The organism is Chroococcidiopsis sp. SAG 2025 (assembly GCF_032860985.1).
Taxonomy (GTDB): domain Bacteria; phylum Cyanobacteriota; class Cyanobacteriia; order Cyanobacteriales; family Chroococcidiopsidaceae; genus Chroococcidiopsis.
Genome location: NZ_JAOCNC010000001.1, coordinates 840,913 through 859,259, shown reverse-complemented (window position 1 = coordinate 859,259; position 18,347 = coordinate 840,913). Strand labels below are relative to the sequence as shown.

The following is an 18,347-nucleotide window of genomic DNA, read 5'->3' as shown; positions in this document are numbered from 1 at the left end:
TTGAGAGGGAGCCGCTTTGCGAACAGAAAAAGTTTAAATAACTTAACAATCATCTGAGCTATGGCAGGAAGAAATAGCCGCAGCCACACTCAGTAATAAAGACTAGCTTATATAGTGAAGTTGCCGCAGCAAAAGCAAAAATCAGAATTTTTTTATGGGAGCTTTCAATCTATTTAAAGCAATTGCGTTGAGTGCTATTATACTCAGCGCTACAGCAGGCTGTGGCATTTTACCAAAAGAAGCGGCTGATGCGCAATCCCAAGGTAGGGCAGCAGAACAACAACAGCAACCACCTGCTGTAGAAGTGGCGATCGCCCGTACCGGAAAAATTCGCACGGAACCGGAATATACAGGGACGACTCTACCACTACAAGAAGTTTCGCTCAGGGCGCAAGTAGAAGGGCGGATATTAAAACTCTTAGTCGATGTGGGCGATCGCGTCAAACAAGGTCAAGTCCTCGCCCAGCAAGACAATACTATATTGCGAACGGCGCTGAATCAAGAACAAGCAGAATTAGCAGCCCTTAAAGCAGAAGTTGCTAGAGCCAGAAATCAAGTCAGTAATGCCAAAGCCAGGGTAGAACAAGCACGGTTGGAATTTCAACAAGCACAGTCAGACTCTCAACGCCAACAACAATTGGTCGAACAGGGTGCAGTTGCCGAACAAGCCGCCGAACAAGCCCGTACTAACGCTCAAAGTGCTGGCAAAGTGTTAAGAGCTACTGAAGAAGAAGTCCGTACCGAAGAACAAGCGGTAGCAGCAGCTAGCGATCGCGTCAACGCTCAACAAGCAGCGATCGCTCAAGCCCAAGAGCAATTATCCTACGCAAATATCCGTTCTCCAATAAATGGTGTAGTCACGCAAAAAGTCACGGAACAGGGAAATTTTTTGCAAGCTAACGGCGAAGTTTTGCGTCTGGGAGACTTTCGCCGCGTCAAAGTGAATGTGGAAATCTCAGAATTAGCCTTAGCAGATCTGCGCGTCGGACAGACAGTGAGGGTGAGACTAGATGCCTTCCCTAACCAGACTTTTACTGGAAAAATTAGCCGAATTTCCCCAGCAGCCGATCGCACGGCAAGACTAGTTCCCATAGAAGTCATCATTCCCAACGACAATGGACGGATCGGCAGTGGATTGCTAGCACGGGTCAGTTTTGAAAGTAACGCTGCTTCTAGGGTTGTGGTTCCTGAGACGGCTGTTGTAGAGGAGAAAGAAGAGGTAAGTCAAAAGTCAAAAGCTAAAAGTCAAAACTCCCGACTCTCGACTACAGCAACAGTATTTGTCATAAATGGAGAAAAAGTAGCAGCGCGATCGGTGAAATTGGGAGAACGGGTAGATGGCAAAGTAGAAATTCTATCTGGATTGCAGCCAGGAGAAAGGTTTGTGGCAAAAAGTGGTAGACCGTTGAAAAACGGTGAAACCGTGCGACTGTCGGTCTTATCGGAAACACAGCAGCAGGAATCGTAGGGGCGGGTTTAGCAAATAGATAGACAACCGCAACAGCACATCTCGGTACAAAACCCGCCCTTGCTTGAATATCATTGACGCAGAGTGAAGCTAATGCAACAGCCGCCAACATCGGGATTTAGTATCAGCGCCATTTCGATCCGACGACACATCGCCACACTGATGTTAACTGTAGCCGCGATCGTCTTAGGTGTCTTTTTTCTGACGACACTGCAAGTCGATCTGTTACCTGCGATTACCTATCCTCGTATCGGCGTGCGGCTAGATGTTCCCGGAGTATCGCCAGAAGTTGCAGTTGACGAAATTACTCGACCGCTAGAAGAAGCTTTAGCAGCTACAGAAGGCGTAGTCCAGGTCTATTCCCAAACTCGCGAAGGACAAGTCAGTATCGATCTGTTTTTTCAGCCTGGTGGGAATATCGACCAAGCCTTAAATGATGCTACGGCGGCTTTTAACCGAGGTCGAGGTGGATTGCCCGACAATTTAAATATCCAAGAACCCCGATTATTCAAGGTCGATCCTTCGCAATCGCCAATTTACGAATTTGGGTTGACCTCCCCGACACTTAAGCCTATAGATCTGCGCGTCTTTGCCGATGAAGAACTGGGACGCGAATTAAGTGTCGTCCCAGGAGTAGCAGCTGTAGACGTGTCCGGTGGCGTGCAGGAAGAAGTGAGGATTAATATCGATTTAGATCGCCTCCAAGCTGTGGGTGTGGGTTTAACTGACGTATTGGAAGAACTGACAACCCGCAACCAAGATATTGCTGGGGGTCGAATTTTGGGAGAATCCGAACCCTTGACGCGAACTCGCGGTAGATTTCAAACCTCTCAGGAAATTCGCAACTTATCCTTTGAAGCCGCTACCTTTGAGGAAAATAACTCTACACCAGGGGTATCACGGCGCGTTTACCTGCGAGACTTTGCGGAAGTTATAGACGGGACGGAAGATCAAAGGGTTTTTGCTTTTCTCAACAAAACTCCAGCTGTCAAACTTAGCGTTCAAAAACAACCAGAAGCCAATACGATCGCCGTGGTTGATGGAGTCAAGCGTCGGATCGAATCTCTACGGCAATCGGGTTTAATTCCCGCCGATGCGTTCATAACTCCCACTCTAGATGAGTCAATTTTCATTCAGAACTCAATTTCTAACGTTACCAGTTCGGGGTTAATTGGTGCGGGACTCGCCGCGATCGCGGTTCTACTTTTCCTCGGTTCGCTACGTCAAACCATCATTATCGTTCTTGCCATTCCGCTAGCGACCTGCGCTGCAATCATCTTGATGGGATTATTCGGTCTTTCTCTCAATGTCTTCAGCTTAGGCGGACTTGCCCTCGGCGTTGGCATCGTCGTCGATAACTCTATCGTTATGTTGGAGAATATTGTCGAGGGAGTGAGGAAGGATGAAACTCGTGTAGGGGCGCACAGCTATGCGCCCCTACCAAAAACCTCGATCGTCGATCGCGCCGAAAGCAGCAGCCGTGAGGTAGAATCTGCCTTGGTTGCTTCTACCAGTACTAACTTGGTGGCGGTGCTGCCGTTTTTGCTCATTGGCGGTTTGTTCTCTCTCCTATTTAGAGAGTTAATTTTAACTATCAGCTTTGCCGTCGCCGCGTCAATTCTAGTAGCAATAACGGTCGTACCCATGATGACATCAAGATTAATGGGAATAAAGCGATCGAGCGGAATTGGTAAATTTTGGTTGCTGCGAGAATTTAATCGCAAATTTGAGGCTGCAACTCGTAGTTATGGCAACTTCTTAAATCGGCTGTTGCGCTGGCGGTTCATAGTTGTCTTGCTGGCTTTTCTCGTCTTGGGTGGTGGTAGTGTGTGGATGGCAGGACAAATACCGCAGGAAATTCTGCCTCGCATCAATACCGGACAAGCTAGATTATTCGTGCAGTTTCCTCCTGGTACGGCGTTGGAAACGAACCGTAAGGTGATGGAAATTGTAGACGATATTTTACTCAAACAGCCAGAAACCGAATATATCTTTTCGACTGCGGGTGGTTTTCTGTTTGGCAATAATACCAGTGAAAATCCTCTGCGTGGCAGCAGTAATATTACTCTTAAACCAGGTACTAACGTAGAAGCGTATGTTGCTAGGGTAAGCCAGGAATTCGATCGCCTCAACTTAGTTGAAACAGTTATCCGCCTGCGACCAGGAGAGGTACGGGGTCTGATCTTAACTAATTCTCCCGTGCGGGGGGCAGAGTTGGATGTAATTCTTCAGGGGTCTGACTCAGAAGAACTGAATCGCGCCGGACAGCAAGTTCTCCAAGCTTTAGAACAGCAGGCAAAATTAGCTACTTTTCGACCCGATGCGACTCCCAGACAACCGGAAGTCCAGATTCGTCCTGACTGGGAACGGGTAGCAGAATTTGGTTTGACAACTCAAGAAATTGGCGAAACAATTCAAACCGCGCTCGAAGGTTCAATCCCAACGCAACTACAAAGAGGCGATCGCTTAGTTGATATTCGCGTCCAATTGAATGAAACTACAATCCAGCGTCCTTCTCAACTCGCCCGCCTTCCCTTATTTATTGAAGGGAATCGTCAAATTCGCCTTGGTGATGTTGCCCAAATTGAAATCGGTCAAGCACCAGGAGAAGTGCAACGAATCGACCAAAGACAAGTATTTATCATAGCCGGAACTCTAACAGAGGGAGCGAGTTTAGGGCAAGCGCTAGCTGAAGTTAACAACGTGATGCAAAATATAGACTTACCGCAGGGAGTCAACGTCATCCCGAGTTCGGCGGCGCAGTCCAATCAACAGTTACAAAACTCGTTGAAGCTTTTAGGAGGTTTGGCGGCTTTTCTCGTATTTGTCGTGATGGCAGTGCAGTATAACTCTTTAATCGATCCTTTCGTCATCATGTTTACCGTCCCGCTAGCCCTAGCTGGAGGTATTTTTGGACTGTACGTCACCCAGACGGCTATTGGGGCGACGGTTTTGGTAGGTGCGGTGTTATTGGTCGGGATTGTGGTCAATAATGCAATTATTATGGTGGAACTAGCAAATCAAATTCGGGAACGGGAGGATTGTTCTCGTTGGCTGGCAATTCAACAAGCCGCGCCGCAACGCTTGCGTCCTATTTTGATGACAACGATCACTACTGTATTGGGAATGCTTCCCCTGGCTATGGGTATCGGTCAAGGTTCGGAATTTCTCCAACCTTTAGGAATTGTGGTATTTTCAGGATTAGCTTTAGCAACGTTACTGACTCTATTTATCATTCCCTGCTTCTACGTCATGCTACATGACATTGGCTGGGGTTGGGCAACGCCAATCTGGAAATCTGTTAGCGTTGTGCCAGACAAATTTTTGCATCGCAAGCGCTATAAAGATAAACGCTGGTAAGTTATGCATTCGTAGGGGCGGGTTTACCAAAAATCTTTGACTTCGACAAACGATCTGGTGAACCCGCCCGTACAAAAGTAAGTAGAGTGGACATTGCCCACCAGTAAATAGCAAGAAGTTCATGAATTTAATTAAACTGCTATATGCCAACAAATTCTTTGTTTACAGGTCGCGTAGCAGTTATTGCGACTATGCACGAGAAAGAAAAAGCGATCGCACCCATTGTAGAATCAGAATTAGGAGTGCAATGTATAGTTCCAAACGACTTTAACACAGATATCTTTGGTACGTTTACTCGCGATATTGCCAGGCCAGCAGACCAAATTGCTACAGCTAAACTCAAAGCTAAAAAAGCTTTAGAAATAACAGGTGAAACAATTGCGATCGCTAGTGAAGGTTCTTTTGCACCCCATCCCGATCTACCTTTTATTTCGGCAAATCGAGAAATAATCGTTTTCATCGATACGCTAAATCAGTTAGAAATTGTCGGTCAGGAAATTTCCACAGAAACTAACTTTAATGGTCAATCAGTTAGAACTGTTGAAGAAGCCGAGTCTTTTGCTCGTAAAATTGGCTTTCCCTCTCATGGTTTAGTGGTCATGCTCAGTTCTGACTCTTTAGAGCGCACAGAAATTTTTAAAGGTATCAATACAGAAGAAAAATTAACAGAAATTGTGACTTTTGCCTTAAGCAAATCCTCATCAGGAAAAGTGCATATCGAAACAGATATGCGGGCGCTATATAATCCAACCAGAATGCAGAATATTGCTAAAGCTACTAAAAATTTAATTCAAAAAATTCATCAAATATGTCCTAATTGTGCTTGTCCTGGCTTTGACGAGATCGAGCAACGTCGAGGATTACCCTGTGGATTATGCAATCTTCCCACATCTGCAATCCGCTCGGTAGTCTATCAGTGCCAAAAATGCAGTTTTCAACAAGAAAAACTATTTCCGCAGGGTATTAAAGCAGCCGATCCGGCTCAGTGTATGTATTGCAATCCTTAGTTGAAAGTCAAAAGTCAAAAGTCAAAAGTTAAAAGTTAAAAGTTAAAGATTAGATTTCTTGCAAAAGTATTGTTTTGGATGTCACGCAAAGACGCAAAGACGCAAAGCAAGGCGCTATAGGTCTTTTTTTCTAAATTCATGCAAGAAGTCTATTAAAGATTGTTAGGTTAGGTTATCAGTCACGTTTAGTGACAAAATCTTACAAAGAAGTCATTAAATTTTACAAAAATCTAACTTAAGGTACAAGAAAACACAATATAAACTTTTCTAATGGGAATAAGGTAACATATATTCTTATCTACTCCGATCGCTTGCAGCCTCATTTCTAGACAGGGCAGCTATCTCTGCCTTGCTCGTCTCATGCAATTTTGACTTTTGCCTCTCAACTTTTGACCTACCTAGACTAGATCGTGTCATGCGATGTTGGCTTTTGCCTTGCGACTTGGGACTTGAGTATGCGATTACTGTTTCTCTTACCCTTAACAACTAGTCTGATCTCTGGATATCTCTGCAAAAAATCTGCTGATGAGATGGCTTACCTAACAGGAACGGCTACAGTCGTCAGCCTGATTTTGGCTTTGATTTTAGCTCCTTGGCAGATCCAGTTATTAATCCTGTGTGTAACAATCTTGGGGACAAAAAAATTACTTTTAAAAAATTTATCCAAAAGCGAGTCTAATTCAATCGCCCAAAGTATAACCCAGAGCGATCGCCCTCAGATAGCAATTCCTAGCATCTCCAGCGAAAACGATGCCGTCGCAGAAGTTAAAGGAATGTATCGCGGTGCGCCTTGGCTATCGAGTCAGGAAAAAACACCTGCACCACAGCCAGATCCCGCCAACCTCAAATATCGCGGCGCGAGTGTTGTAAAACAAGGGAGCAGGGACGAGCTGGGAGCAGGGAGCAGGGAGCAGTGACCAGTGACCAATGACAAATTATATATAGTAATTTTAAATATATGTAAATTTTCAGGACGGGGAAATGAGATACTTACGCAGCAAAATAACTAGCAGTAGAAAATATCTGCAATCCTTAGTTTTCTCTTTGGGATTAGTTGTTCTCACGACATTAATGCTGCCCTTTCCAGCGATCGCAACGAGTCTATATGAAATTCCTTCAGTCGCGCCAGGAGATCGGACTTGGGTGATCGATCCGGCAAAAGCAATCAGTCCGATTAACGAAGGCAAGATTGGTAGCGAATTGGAGAAATTGGCAGAAACGACCGGAAATGAAGTTAGATTTGTCGCCATTCGCCGCCTCGACTATGGCGAGACTGCTCAATCCTTTACCGATAAATTATTCGAGCAGTGGTTTCCAACTCCAGAAGCGCAAGCCAATCAAACTCTAGTCGTACTAGATACCCTGAGCAGTGGTACTGGAATCCGGGTAGGAGATAAAGCCAAGTCGCTGCTGACAGATGACATCGCCAAAAGCGTGATGACTCAAACCATTTTGTATCCTTTACGTGAAGGCGAAAAATACAATCAAGCGTTTCTCGATGCTAGCGATCGCCTCGTAGCTGTTTTATCTGGCGCACCCGATCCTGGCGCACCCGAACAGCTAGCAACTGATGTCGCTGTCGAAAGTACCTACAAAAACACCGAAGAGACAAAATCCAGCAACGCTACTATTTGGGTAATTGGCTTTCTTGTAGCTGCAACGATTATTCCAATGGTGACTTATTATTTTTATATTAAGTAAGTGAGTAGGGAACAGAGGAGTTTCAGGGGCAGTGAAATTAAATGACTTCTGACTCCTGGCTCCTGTTTTGACTTCTAACTTTTGACTTTTGACTTAATCCTGAACGTATTCTTGCCCGTTAACTAAAGCGATCTCGGCGCGGACAAATTCTCGTCCAAGATAAGCGGCGTGATCTAAGTACGTCACGGGACAAGATTGTTCTTGCTCAAAAATTTCCACGCAAATTTCTTTTGCTGTTCTACCCCGATATAGTGTGGTGGAAGTTCGTTGAACTTTACCGCGGGCGGGGATAGGTTTACCCGTTTCAGGATCGACGGCTAAACCGCGATCGTCGATCGCATTGGTGTAATGCTTCGCACAAATTAACCCTGCTTCTCGATCCAGATAAATGATGAAATATCCGCCTGGGTCAAGGTCAATATGACGCTTAGAAAGTTTGTCATCAATTGCCGTTAAGTCTTCTAGCGTCCGCTCCATGTCTCATCCCATCATTAACTATTTTTTGCCCTTAACTTAATTTTAAATCTTTCTTCTCTCTATGGGTTTTTCCCATTCTCTGCTTAAATATTCAGGTTTTTGCCACATAACTGTTTTAACAGCAAATATATTTCCTTGCCGTAGCGTGCTGGAGTAAATTGCTCGGCAGCCCATTGTTGACCGTTCTCGCCCATCTGTTTAGCCAGATCTGGGCGATCGCAAATATGTTTAATTTTCTGCGCTAGTTCTCGCTCGTCTTCCGCAGTATATAACAACCCATTAAATCCATCTCGAATTAACTCTTGCGTACCACCACTCCTCGTACCGATTATCGGCTTACCTGCCCGCATCCCTTCTACAGTCACCCTGCCAAAAGCCTCGCACTTAGAGCATACAAGTACGACATCGGCACTCTGCATCAACGGAAAGGGATTGTCGGCGTAGCCATAAAACTTAATATATTGCTCTACTTGGTTTGAGGTTGCGATCGCCTCTAAATACTCTCGGTATTGAGGATCGCCATCGCCAACGATTAATAGCTCTACTCTTACGCCCATATGTACCAATTCGGCAATAGCGCGGATCGCGTCTTCCTGTCTCTTTCCCTCTACCAATGCACCTACAATAATGCACCTAAAATTTGTTGTCGGGGGTAAGGCGATCGCCTCGCCTGGAGTGACGTTCACTGCTTGATAAACCACTTTCAACTTTGTCGGCGCGATCCACTGCTCGTATTTTTGAGCTACGGCTTTGGAGTTGACGATACAAACCTGGGACAGCAAATCTACTAGTTTTAAAGTAAGATTGCGACCGAGATCGAAAACTTGTCCGTGATCCTCGTAAACAAACTCGCGGATGTGCCACACATGGGGCTTCCTCAAGAGAAATGCGGCAAAAGCACCAACGCCTATGGCAATGGTATTCGTGTAGACTACATCGCACTGCCACTCTTTAATTTGAGCGGCGATTTGGAATGCTATACGGTAGCTTCGCTTTAACTTCCGCCAACGATCGCGTAAGGGATAATTTGTGGCTTCCAGCCAGCGTTCGTAGGGAATGACACGAACAGGAATATCGCGACGGCTTAATTCGTCGAACAGTCGCCCTTGTGCGGGTAATAAAACAAAACACTCGACTCCCAGTTTCTGAAGCGAGTCTATAGTTTCCAGTAGCGATCGCGGTCCTCCCCGCATATCCGTGCCTGGACAGGCAGCAATGAAGCATACCTTCATCATCTATGTTTATCTATCCTCAGTTACCACAGCCAGCGTAAACTTCAATTAATTCTTGAAAATGTTGTTCTAGCGATCGCACCGTTTGCGCCTTTTGCCAAAACTCGGTTAATAAGTGCGGGTTCTCGCGAATAGTTGAGAGTTTCTGCTGAAAGTCTCCTTTTTTGCCTGGGTCGAAAATGAAAGCCGGATGCCGCACAAATTCTTGCGCGCCGCCTCGATTCGAGCAAAGTACGGGTACGCGACAAGCTAAAAGTTCAAAAGTAACTTGTGGCAGATTATCTTCCCATAGTGGCGGGACAATTCCCAAGTGGATGCCATCTAAGATTTTAGGAAGATTTTCGTGAGAGTAACCGGGATGGTAAATTAATCGATGCAAAGACTGAGCTAAAGAGAGCAATGGTCCTTTCTGCTGCATTGCCAAGTCTAACTCGGTGCGATCTGCGATTTTACTAGCGACAACGAGTTCTAACGTGCTTAATTCTGCTGCTGATAGGCAACGTAATTCTTCCAATAGGAAGTAAAATCCTTTATCTTTTCTCGGTACTCCCATGTAAACGCATCGAAAGGGCTGCCCTGGAGAGTATACTGCTGGGTTATGCGGCGGGACTGGAAACTGCGTGGCTTTACTACCGATGTACTGCGTACTCAACCGTGCCGGATCGACCCCATAGTGCCGATAAATTGCAGCAGTGCGATCGGAAACAGACAGCGCCACATCAACATAACGATTAATCAGAGAGACGATCTCCTGCCGTCGAAATTGATACGCTTCGGCTTGCTGAGGCAGATTTGAACCTTTAAGTTCTAGTGTTTTGAGTAGGGGCGATCGCGTCTGCACGACCAGCGGTCGTTGAATTTTGTAGAAAATAGCAACGAGTTTTTTTAACAAGTTTAAAGGGAGCGATCGCCCTTTCAAATCGAGCGAGTTGCCTAAAAATTCTAATCTCCTCATTGCCAATTCTCGCTCTGAATTTGGCGGTATAGGCAAACAGGCAAGGCAGGCTCGTCCGTCTAAATTATCGTCACAATGGCTCTGTTCTAATCTCCACAAATTAACTTGTGGACAAACAGCCCAATAATTATGCAAACTAAACACGACTTTAGCACCACTTTCTTTGGCTATTTTGAGGCAATTAGCGGTTATGCCCTCCAAATTGTGAAAGTGAATGATAGAGAAAGGTGCTTGCGTGTCTAAAAACTCTTGAAAGCATTTTTCCAAAGCAGGTTGTTTAACGTTGCCTAATGGATCGTCAAAAGCGAAGTGAGAAGGTGCAATAATTGGTGAATTAACAAGTGAAAAAGTAGGTACGTGGGGATGATTTTGGTTGCGAATCGTTTTGATATGAGGACGTTTATTAAAGTAACTGTAATCGGTTCCAGAATACAGAAAGGTGACGTGCCAATTATCTATTTGAGTTGTATAGTCAATTAAATTTTTACAATAAATAGATACGCCTCCCCCAAGAGTAGGTTTCTGAAAGTAGGCAGCCCAGTTATAATGAAGTACTCTGTATGACATCTTAAGTTTTCCCGATTGAAAACTGATAATTGAAAACCGATTATGTAGCAGCAAACGCTATTTTCAATCTTCACTCAGCGTGATCGTCACTAACGATTTGCCACGATCGCGGTTGATAAAACTTACATTGACTCATCGTTCCATCCGATTTAACGCTAAATCGAAAAGACTCAAAGACATCGAAAGTATAGATAGAACTTTGTTTGAGTTTAACGCTCATTGTATAAGTTCCAGGGGCTAAACCTAAATAAGGCATTTGCAATTGAATTTCATGTTTTCCTGGTACAACTTCAAAGAACTTCTCATCATTTTCGCCACTTAAAAATAAAACTGCTCCCGTACCACCTTCCCCGCCTAATTCTGTGATTTTTAAATGCAATGTCACATTATCGAACTTTTGATGAGCTTTACAGCCGACACAAAAGGAAGCAAGTTCGCCACTTTTAAGCGATTCTAGAATCTTGCCTTCAACGTCTCGAAAAAATAGATGAGTGATGTCTAAGCCAAAACTTTCACTAGCAGATTTTTCTGGCAAATACATGACTTGTGCAGTTGCTTTCTTACTGTCTAGAAACAAATCTTCTTCATACTTTTCGATAACTGTTTCCGTATCGCCAGACGCAATCAATTCACCTTTTACTAGGTAAATTGCCGAGTCACATACATTTAAAATTGCTTGGGGATTATGATTGACTAAAACAAAAGATGTTCCCTGCTGGCGTAGCTGGTGTAGTTTGCGATAACATTTGGCTTTAAATTTGATATCTCCTACAGCCAAGACTTCATCAATTAATAAAATTTCCGGTTCTGTATGAATTGCGCAGGCAAACCCTAACCGCGCTGCCATTCCCGAACTATAATTTTGCACGGGTGCGTCAATCGCATCCCAAATTTCCGCAAAGTCTATTACCTCTTGAAATCTGGCTTCGATTTCTTTGGTTGATAATCCTAAAATTGACATATTGGCATAGATGTTTTCTCGCCCCGTTAGGAGCGGATTAAAACCTGCTCCTAAAGCAATCAGTGGAGCCACCCTACCCTTAAGTCTGACAGTACCAATATCTGGCTTAATCAGACCGCTAATAATCCGTAATAGCGTGCTTTTTCCGGCTCCATTTGCCCCAACTAAGCCTAGTGCTTGCCCCCGACGCAGCTCGAAATTAACATCTTTCAACGCCCAAAATTCTTGGTTACGTAGCGTTTCTTTTCTCTTCCCACCTATTAGCTCCGTGGCGATATCTCGGACACCATAAAATAGCGATCGCCTTAAGTCTCGACAAAACTTTTTTGAGACATTTTCTACCGAAATAACGACTTCAGAATCTTGAGATTGAATAGCAATTTCTCGATCTACTAATTCAGTCATTAGGAACTCACCCTTTCAATCACGAAAGGCATGGCGAGGCGAAATGCCACCCAGGTTAATAATAAGCCAACTAGAGTAATAATACTTGCGATCCAAAATCCCGCCGGGTCTGAGATAACTCCCGTCGTTGCTAGTTCCCTCGTCGTTACGAGTAGAGGAGTCACGGGATTCAGCCGCACTAGAAATCCAAACGTTCCTTCGCCAGGAACGGGATAGACTACTGGAGTTAAGAACAGCCAAAACCCCGTAATCATGGTCAGTCCTTTTGATACATCCTGGTATAAAATCCCCAACGGCGCTAATAAAACACCGATAAATGTACCGAATAAAATCAAATGAATCAGCGCCACTGGAGCCAAAATTACCGTCCAACTGACCGGAACTCGAAACCAAATAAACAATCCCACAATTAAAATCAGCTTGATCGCGAAGTTGAAAAAGACCTCACCTAACTTTGCCAAAACGATCGCTTCTCGGGGAAAATTCACCTTAGCTAGCATCGGCTTAGCTACTGTTACCGCTTGCACTGGACCGTTGAGCGCTTCCACAAAAGTTTGCCACAACGCCGTACTGAACATGACATAAGCTGGATATGGTAAATCTGTAGCTTCAACTGCGATCGCACCTGCATCACTAGCGAGCGTAAATCCTGCTGCCATCACAATTGGAGGCAAAAAAGCCCAAATCACACCCAGAAACGACTGACGGTACTGAGCGCTAATATCTCGCACCATCAGCCGCCATGCTAGTTCGCGAGAAGCGAGTAAGTCTCGTCCCATTTGCTTAAACAACTGAATCGGATGCCTTAATAAGCTTTCAGGCGTATACACCACTTCAAACGGCATCGGATTTGAATTGAGATTTCTCTTTTGCTTCAAGTGGTTTATCCTTCTTCCAAAGTTTGGTAGGGTGAGCAATGCCCACCCTACTGCTACCTTATTATGCTGATACTGGAGTTTTCGGCAACGACTTAGCAGGCTGCTGTTGTACTTCTTGCGGATGTTTGCGAGTATGGCGATCGGTGAGATAACGGTTCAGCCTTTTCTCCATCCGCACTAACATATTTTCTAGTCGAGTCTTGCCCCTACCAAAGACATAATATTTATTCAGCAGCGGTCTAATAATAAATACCCTGCGTCTTCCGGTTAAATATTCCGACCAACTGCGATACCAATTTTTGTGGTAGTTGTTCTCGGTCAGATTCCACTTTTCGCGCAAGCGGTTTAAGCTAGTCGTACCCCAAGCATCGCTCCAACGTACCATGTAGAAAGGAATTTCGGACAATTCCAGCGGCATCCCGTTAATGTAGGTGACGAGGGATGTTGGCTCTAAGTAGATGGAACCTCCAGCCTCAGATACCGCTACACAAAAGTCTACATGTTCCTTTGTGTTCATCATCGCGGCATCGAGTTGACCACCGATTTTTTCAATTATCGCCGTGCGTACCATCATGCAATGAAACTCTGCCAAACCAGTTGGCTGTCGTTGCAAGAAGTCGCCTAAATCTGCTACGCGCTTACCTTGCTTGTAGATTTTATCGTGCAAGCGCCGAGTCGGGCGATCGCCCTTGTTTTCTTCAATCACCGCAGATTCTCCACCTGCACAATGTACGATTTCGTGTAAAGCTTGACCTTGGCACACGAGGGGACTAACTACCGCAGCTCCCGTTTCCTCAGCGCATCGAACCAAATTATTCAGCCAATTCGGAGCAACGACAACATCGTTATCCATGAAGACAACGTATTCTGTATTGACCTGGGCTAAACCTAGATTTCTAGCATAATTTGGTGAAGGGTAATAATCGGTACGAATCAGTTGGAAATTTTTCTCGCGGGCTTGAGCTGCTAAGTAATCTCGGATACGCGCAGGGGAGCCACCATCTACATAAATCAACTTGAAAGGGATTGTGGTGTTCTCATAAATACTTTCAAGGGATTTTTGAGTTAGACTGAAACGTTCGCGTGGTACGACTACGATCGTGACTTGTGGTTCTGCCATCTTTGATACGTCCATTTACAACCCTGTTATCTATAAAAAAATCAATCGTTTACAAGTCTGTCTACTTGCAAATACTTACATAAGATTGCAGAATTAGGCTACTAACACCAATACCATACGCTAATCCGCGTAGCGTCATAGGGGTAATAGTTATACAGAGTCATGTATTTGACAGTAATTCATAAAACATTTATACGATACAGGGATTTTATGAAGTGTAGATGAATGTTTCATGAGAGTTTTTTCACGATCGACTCAAGTGTCATCCAATATACAAATGCAAGCACCGCTTCTACCAAAAGTGGTATATCCTTGGGAAAAGTTGCAGTGTACGATTTTGTCATTTGAAGGGTGACTTTGCATACTACATGAGTGGCAACGAATGTATTTGAGCGTTTTTGGCTATATTTTTGGTGTCTCCCAAGTATTGTTGCAGAAATTACTATTATGCTGCTAGTCTGTTTTCTAAAGAGTTGAATCCTGCCTGTTGTATATTATCCTATGAGGGATTACCTCTTGGCGATCGCTTGTATTTTCACTTTTATTTTCCTTCTAGCTTGGATCGATCGAGAAATTTCAAATCAACTCATAGAAACTAGGAAGTGACAATGATTGAAGCAACAATCGCTGTTGTAGTCGTCACCTATAACCGAAAGAAACTTTTAATAGAATGCCTGGATGCATTACTGACTGGAACGCGCTTGCCAGACAAAATTATCCTTGTAGACAATGGATCTACCGATAACACACCTGATTTTCTGAAGGCAGAAGGATATCTGGCAAATCAGCTCATCGATTACATCCGCTTACCAGAAAACACTGGCGGCGCAGGTGGATTTTACCAAGGTGTAAAGTATGGATATGAAGCAGGTTACGATTGGCTGTGGTTGATGGATGACGATGCCGAACCTGAAATAGATGCTTTAGAAAAGCTAAGTCATTATCTAGATGAGCCTGATGTGAGTGCTTTAGCGAATCTCAAAATTGACTTAGAAGGTGAAATATTACATCCCCATCTAGGCTTTTTCGATCGCCAGACTCATCAAAATAATTTTGATTTTGATATTGAAATTCATAAAAAGATAGAAAACGATTTAGTAAAAAAACATCAAGCCTTAGAGATAGCCTTTAGTTCTTTTGTGGGCATTTTAGTTAGTAAAAAAGCGATTGAGGAAGTGGGCTTTCCTAATAAAGAATTTTTTATTAGGGGTGACGATTTAGAGTACTGTCTTAGATTAAATAAAGCAGGCAAGATATTGTTAATTACTGATAGTATTATTCTTCACAAAGAAGCTGGCGATCCGGGAGCGATTGTCAAACATTTTTTAGGCAAAATTTCTTATAGAACCAAATATAGCAGAATATGGCTGACTTATTTTGAGACCAGAAATGCAATTTGGTTAAGAAAAAACTATGCCAGTAAAACAAGATTTTATTTGAGAACGATTAAATACTATTGCCGCTCTCTGATTGCTATTTTGCTCTTTGACGATCGCAAGTTTAAGCGCCTACAATTTCTCACTGAAGCTTACCAGGATGGTCTCAAGGGTTATTTTGATAACAATAAGCCTAAAATTTTATATGAAAAAAAACTCTGATATTTTAGTCAACTGAAGTCAAAAAGACGTACTTCAAAAGTAAAATATCAAACTCAGTACTCGAACAATGATTCCTTAAACAAGCTTTTATTTAGCGATTCATGCTTTCGTAGATGACTCGAAAAAATCGAAACAAGGAGTGCTTGAATGTTCGATTACTTAATTGTAGGAGCGGGATTTGCTGGCAGCGTCCTGGCTGAAAGGTTAGCAAGTCAGTTAGGAAAAAAGATTTTAATTATCGATACGCGATCGCACATCGGTGGAAATGCTTACGATTGCTATAACGAAGCAGGTATCCTCATACACAGGTACGGTCCCCACATCTTTCACACCAACTCTCGCGAAGTTTTCGAGTATCTTTCGCACTTTACTCAATGGCGTTCTTACGAACACCGCGTTCTTGCCAGTGTTGACGGACAACTCGTGCCAATTCCCATCAATCTCGACACGATTAACCGACTTTACGGACTCAATTTAACCTCATTCCAGCTAGAAGAGTTTTTCGCTTCGGTGGCTGAGCCAAAAGAGCGTATCCTAACTTCTGAAGATGTGGTAGTTAATAAGGTTGGCAGGGAACTCTACGAAAAATTCTTCCGCAACTACACGCGCAAGCAATGGGACATCGATCCATCAGAACTCGATCGATCGGTGACTGCCCGCGTACCTACCCGCACGAACCGCGACAATCGCTATTTTACGGATACATATCAAGCAATGCCCCTGCATGGTTATACTCGAATGTTCGAGAATATGCTATCTCACCCGAATATCAAAATCATGCTCCAAACTGACTATCGGGAAATTGTGGGGACGATACCGTATTGCGAGATGATTTATACAGGTCCCATCGATTTATTCTTCGATTACCGTTACGGTAAGCTTCCTTACCGCTCTTTGGAATTTCAGCACGAAACCGTGAATACGCCCGTGCATCAGCCAGTTGCCGTAGTCAACTATCCTAACGAACACCTATATACGCGGGTTACAGAATTCAAATACTTAACCGGACAAGAGCATCCCAAAACGAGTATTGTCTACGAGTACCCACGCGCCGAAGGCGATCCATATTATCCCGTACCGCGATCGGAAAATACTGCACTCTACAAAAAATATCAGGCACTCGCTGACGCAACTTCCGGGGTGCATTTTGTCGGCAGGTTAGCAACCTACAAGTATTACAACATGGATCAAGTCGTCGCTCAGGCTCTGACAATCTACAAAAAGCTCAAGGAGACTGGGAATAGACGATCGCCGGAACTAGACCAAAAACTGGTTCAGGTAGGTTAGCAGTTGTCAGTTGTCAGTTATCAGTGTAGGGACGTTACATGTAACGTCCCTACAAATTTATTCGTGACTAGACGGAAACAAAAATCTGGTTCTATCAACCACCTGCTACGTATCTCGCCGATTGTAGGGTAATTCAGCATTAATTACCTCGATTTCTTGCCGTTCTAACTCATTGACCTCACGAATGTAGGAAGTTAAAATTTGCGCCAACCGTCGATGATAAAACCGATGTAAGCTGTGATTGACAGTAGCAGGGAAACCGCGCCGTTTTTTATGCCTTCCCCCCGCGCCAGGATCGAAAGTTTGAATACCATTGGCGATCGCCCATTCAATCGGCTTATAGTAGCACGCCTCGAAGTGCAGGCAATCAATTTCTTGAAAACTGCCCCAATAACGACCGTAGAGGCGATCGCCCTTCGTTAAACAAAACGACATACCCATCGGCTGGCGTTTGTCTCCTGCTCGATCTCCTGCATGGTAAGCCGCCACAAACAACACGCGATGGCGATAACGGGCGTGCAACTGCTCGAAAAACTTCTTGGTCAAATACTTGCTACCCCACCAGCCGAATTTATCACAGGTATCGGCATAAAAATGATACATCTGCGGAAATAAAGACTTATGGATTTCATCTCCCGTATGAGTCACCAATTCTAAGCCTGCATTTGCTATGGCTTTGCGTTCGCGCTTAATATTGCGGCGTTGGTTGGCGTTGAAGACTCCGAGATAATCGTCAAAAGTTGCAAAACCGAGATTTTGCCAGACATAGCTGTGGTGCAACCACGTTGTAAATCCGTGTCGTTCTAATGTGGGTCGCCATGCAGGATCGACATAGAGAAAATGACACCCAGAAATATTGTGGCGATCGCAAAAATGGTCGATTGCACTCACCATCAACGCCGTCATTTCATCCTCATCTTCCCCTGGCGCAACCAAAAACCGATAGCCTTCAGCAGGGGTAAAAGGTGTCATGCCTAAGAGTTTTGGATAGTACTCTACACCGATCCTCTGTGCCAGATCTGCCCATTGGTGGTCGAAGACAAACTCACCTTGACTGTGACCTTTCAGGTACATCGGGGCAGCTGCAACCAGCGTGCGATCGCGCCATATGGTTAAATGATTGGGCAGCCATCCAGCCCTAGCCGTAGCACTACCAGAAGTTTCTAGATTATTCAACCATTCCCACTCCAGAAACGGAGTTGCTAGAGGTAATGCCAAAGCATCCCATGCCAACTGGGGAATTTCAGCAATCTTATTCGTCCAGGCAACAGAATATTGTGGTTTAAGTAGTTCCACCATTGTTAGGGAGTAGGGAGTAGGGAGTAGGGAAC

General features: G+C 44.3%; 14 protein-coding genes. 7 read left to right on the top strand and 7 right to left on the bottom strand.

Translation table 11 applies throughout. The features are described from left to right. Positions 1–154: 154 nt before the first annotated feature. The 5 genes from N4J56_RS04165 (at position 155) to psb32 (ending at position 7,536) form a co-directional block, all read left to right on the top strand. Positions 155–1,468, top strand: a complete 1,314-nt coding sequence (locus N4J56_RS04165) for an efflux RND transporter periplasmic adaptor subunit (protein WP_317105291.1) — start codon at positions 155–157, stop codon at positions 1,466–1,468. 93 nt (positions 1,469–1,561) lie between these two features. After that, positions 1,562–4,828, top strand: a complete 3,267-nt coding sequence (locus tag N4J56_RS04160) for an efflux RND transporter permease subunit (RefSeq protein ID WP_317105290.1) — start codon at positions 1,562–1,564, stop codon at positions 4,826–4,828. 143 nt (positions 4,829–4,971) lie between these two features. Beyond that, positions 4,972–5,835, top strand: a complete 864-nt coding sequence (locus tag N4J56_RS04155) for a DUF6671 family protein (RefSeq protein ID WP_317105289.1) — start codon at positions 4,972–4,974, stop codon at positions 5,833–5,835. Positions 5,836–6,245: 410 nt separating this feature from the next. After that, positions 6,246–6,752, top strand: coding sequence for a DUF4278 domain-containing protein (locus tag N4J56_RS04150; RefSeq protein ID WP_317105288.1), 507 nt, complete (start codon positions 6,246–6,248; stop codon positions 6,750–6,752). A 64-nt stretch (positions 6,753–6,816) separates the two neighbouring features. Continuing rightward, positions 6,817–7,536, top strand: coding sequence for a photosystem II repair protein Psb32 (gene psb32 / locus N4J56_RS04145; protein ID WP_317105287.1), 720 nt, complete (start codon positions 6,817–6,819; stop codon positions 7,534–7,536). Between the two features lie 93 nt (positions 7,537–7,629). Here the strand turns inward: psb32 and N4J56_RS04140 are convergent, their stop codons facing one another. The 6 genes from N4J56_RS04140 to N4J56_RS04115 all read right to left on the bottom strand — a co-directional run bounded on the left by N4J56_RS04140 (position 7,630) and on the right by N4J56_RS04115 (position 14,146). Further along, positions 7,630–8,013, bottom strand: coding sequence for a DUF4346 domain-containing protein (locus N4J56_RS04140; RefSeq protein WP_039715435.1), 384 nt, complete (start codon positions 8,011–8,013; stop codon positions 7,630–7,632). An 83-nt stretch (positions 8,014–8,096) separates the two neighbouring features. Then, positions 8,097–9,248 (bottom strand): glycosyltransferase family 4 protein, encoded by a 1,152-nt coding sequence (locus N4J56_RS04135; RefSeq protein ID WP_317105286.1) that lies wholly within the window; start codon positions 9,246–9,248, stop codon positions 8,097–8,099. Positions 9,249–9,264: 16 nt separating this feature from the next. Next, positions 9,265–10,767 carry a glycosyltransferase gene (locus tag N4J56_RS04130; protein WP_317105285.1) on the bottom strand — a complete coding sequence of 501 codons (1,503 nt, stop codon included), beginning with the start codon at positions 10,765–10,767 and terminating at the stop codon, positions 9,265–9,267. A gap of 70 nt (positions 10,768–10,837) precedes the next feature. After that, positions 10,838–12,133 (bottom strand): polysaccharide ABC transporter ATP-binding protein, encoded by a 1,296-nt coding sequence (locus N4J56_RS04125; protein ID WP_317105284.1) that lies wholly within the window; start codon positions 12,131–12,133, stop codon positions 10,838–10,840. Continuing rightward, positions 12,133–12,978, bottom strand: a complete 846-nt coding sequence (locus tag N4J56_RS04120) for an ABC transporter permease (protein ID WP_410500416.1) — start codon at positions 12,976–12,978, stop codon at positions 12,133–12,135. Before N4J56_RS04120 ends, N4J56_RS04125 begins: the two co-directional genes overlap by 1 nt. A 94-nt stretch (positions 12,979–13,072) precedes the next feature. Continuing rightward, positions 13,073–14,146: a glycosyltransferase family 2 protein gene (locus N4J56_RS04115; protein WP_410500297.1), complete on the bottom strand. Its 1,074-nt coding sequence runs from the start codon at positions 14,144–14,146 to the stop codon at positions 13,073–13,075. A 593-nt stretch (positions 14,147–14,739) separates the two neighbouring features. Here N4J56_RS04115 and N4J56_RS04110 point away from each other — a divergent pair. Both N4J56_RS04110 and glf read left to right on the top strand, forming a co-directional pair. Continuing rightward, positions 14,740–15,729, top strand: coding sequence for a glycosyltransferase family 2 protein (locus tag N4J56_RS04110; RefSeq protein ID WP_317105280.1), 990 nt, complete (start codon positions 14,740–14,742; stop codon positions 15,727–15,729). Between the two features lie 147 nt (positions 15,730–15,876). Then, positions 15,877–17,016: a UDP-galactopyranose mutase gene (gene glf / locus N4J56_RS04105; protein ID WP_317105279.1), complete on the top strand. Its 1,140-nt coding sequence runs from the start codon at positions 15,877–15,879 to the stop codon at positions 17,014–17,016. A 105-nt stretch (positions 17,017–17,121) separates the two neighbouring features. On the opposite strand, the gene N4J56_RS04100 is transcribed toward glf, so the two are convergent. After that, positions 17,122–18,315 (bottom strand): GNAT family N-acetyltransferase, encoded by a 1,194-nt coding sequence (locus tag N4J56_RS04100; RefSeq protein ID WP_317105278.1) that lies wholly within the window; start codon positions 18,313–18,315, stop codon positions 17,122–17,124. Positions 18,316–18,347: the final 32 nt, after the last annotated feature.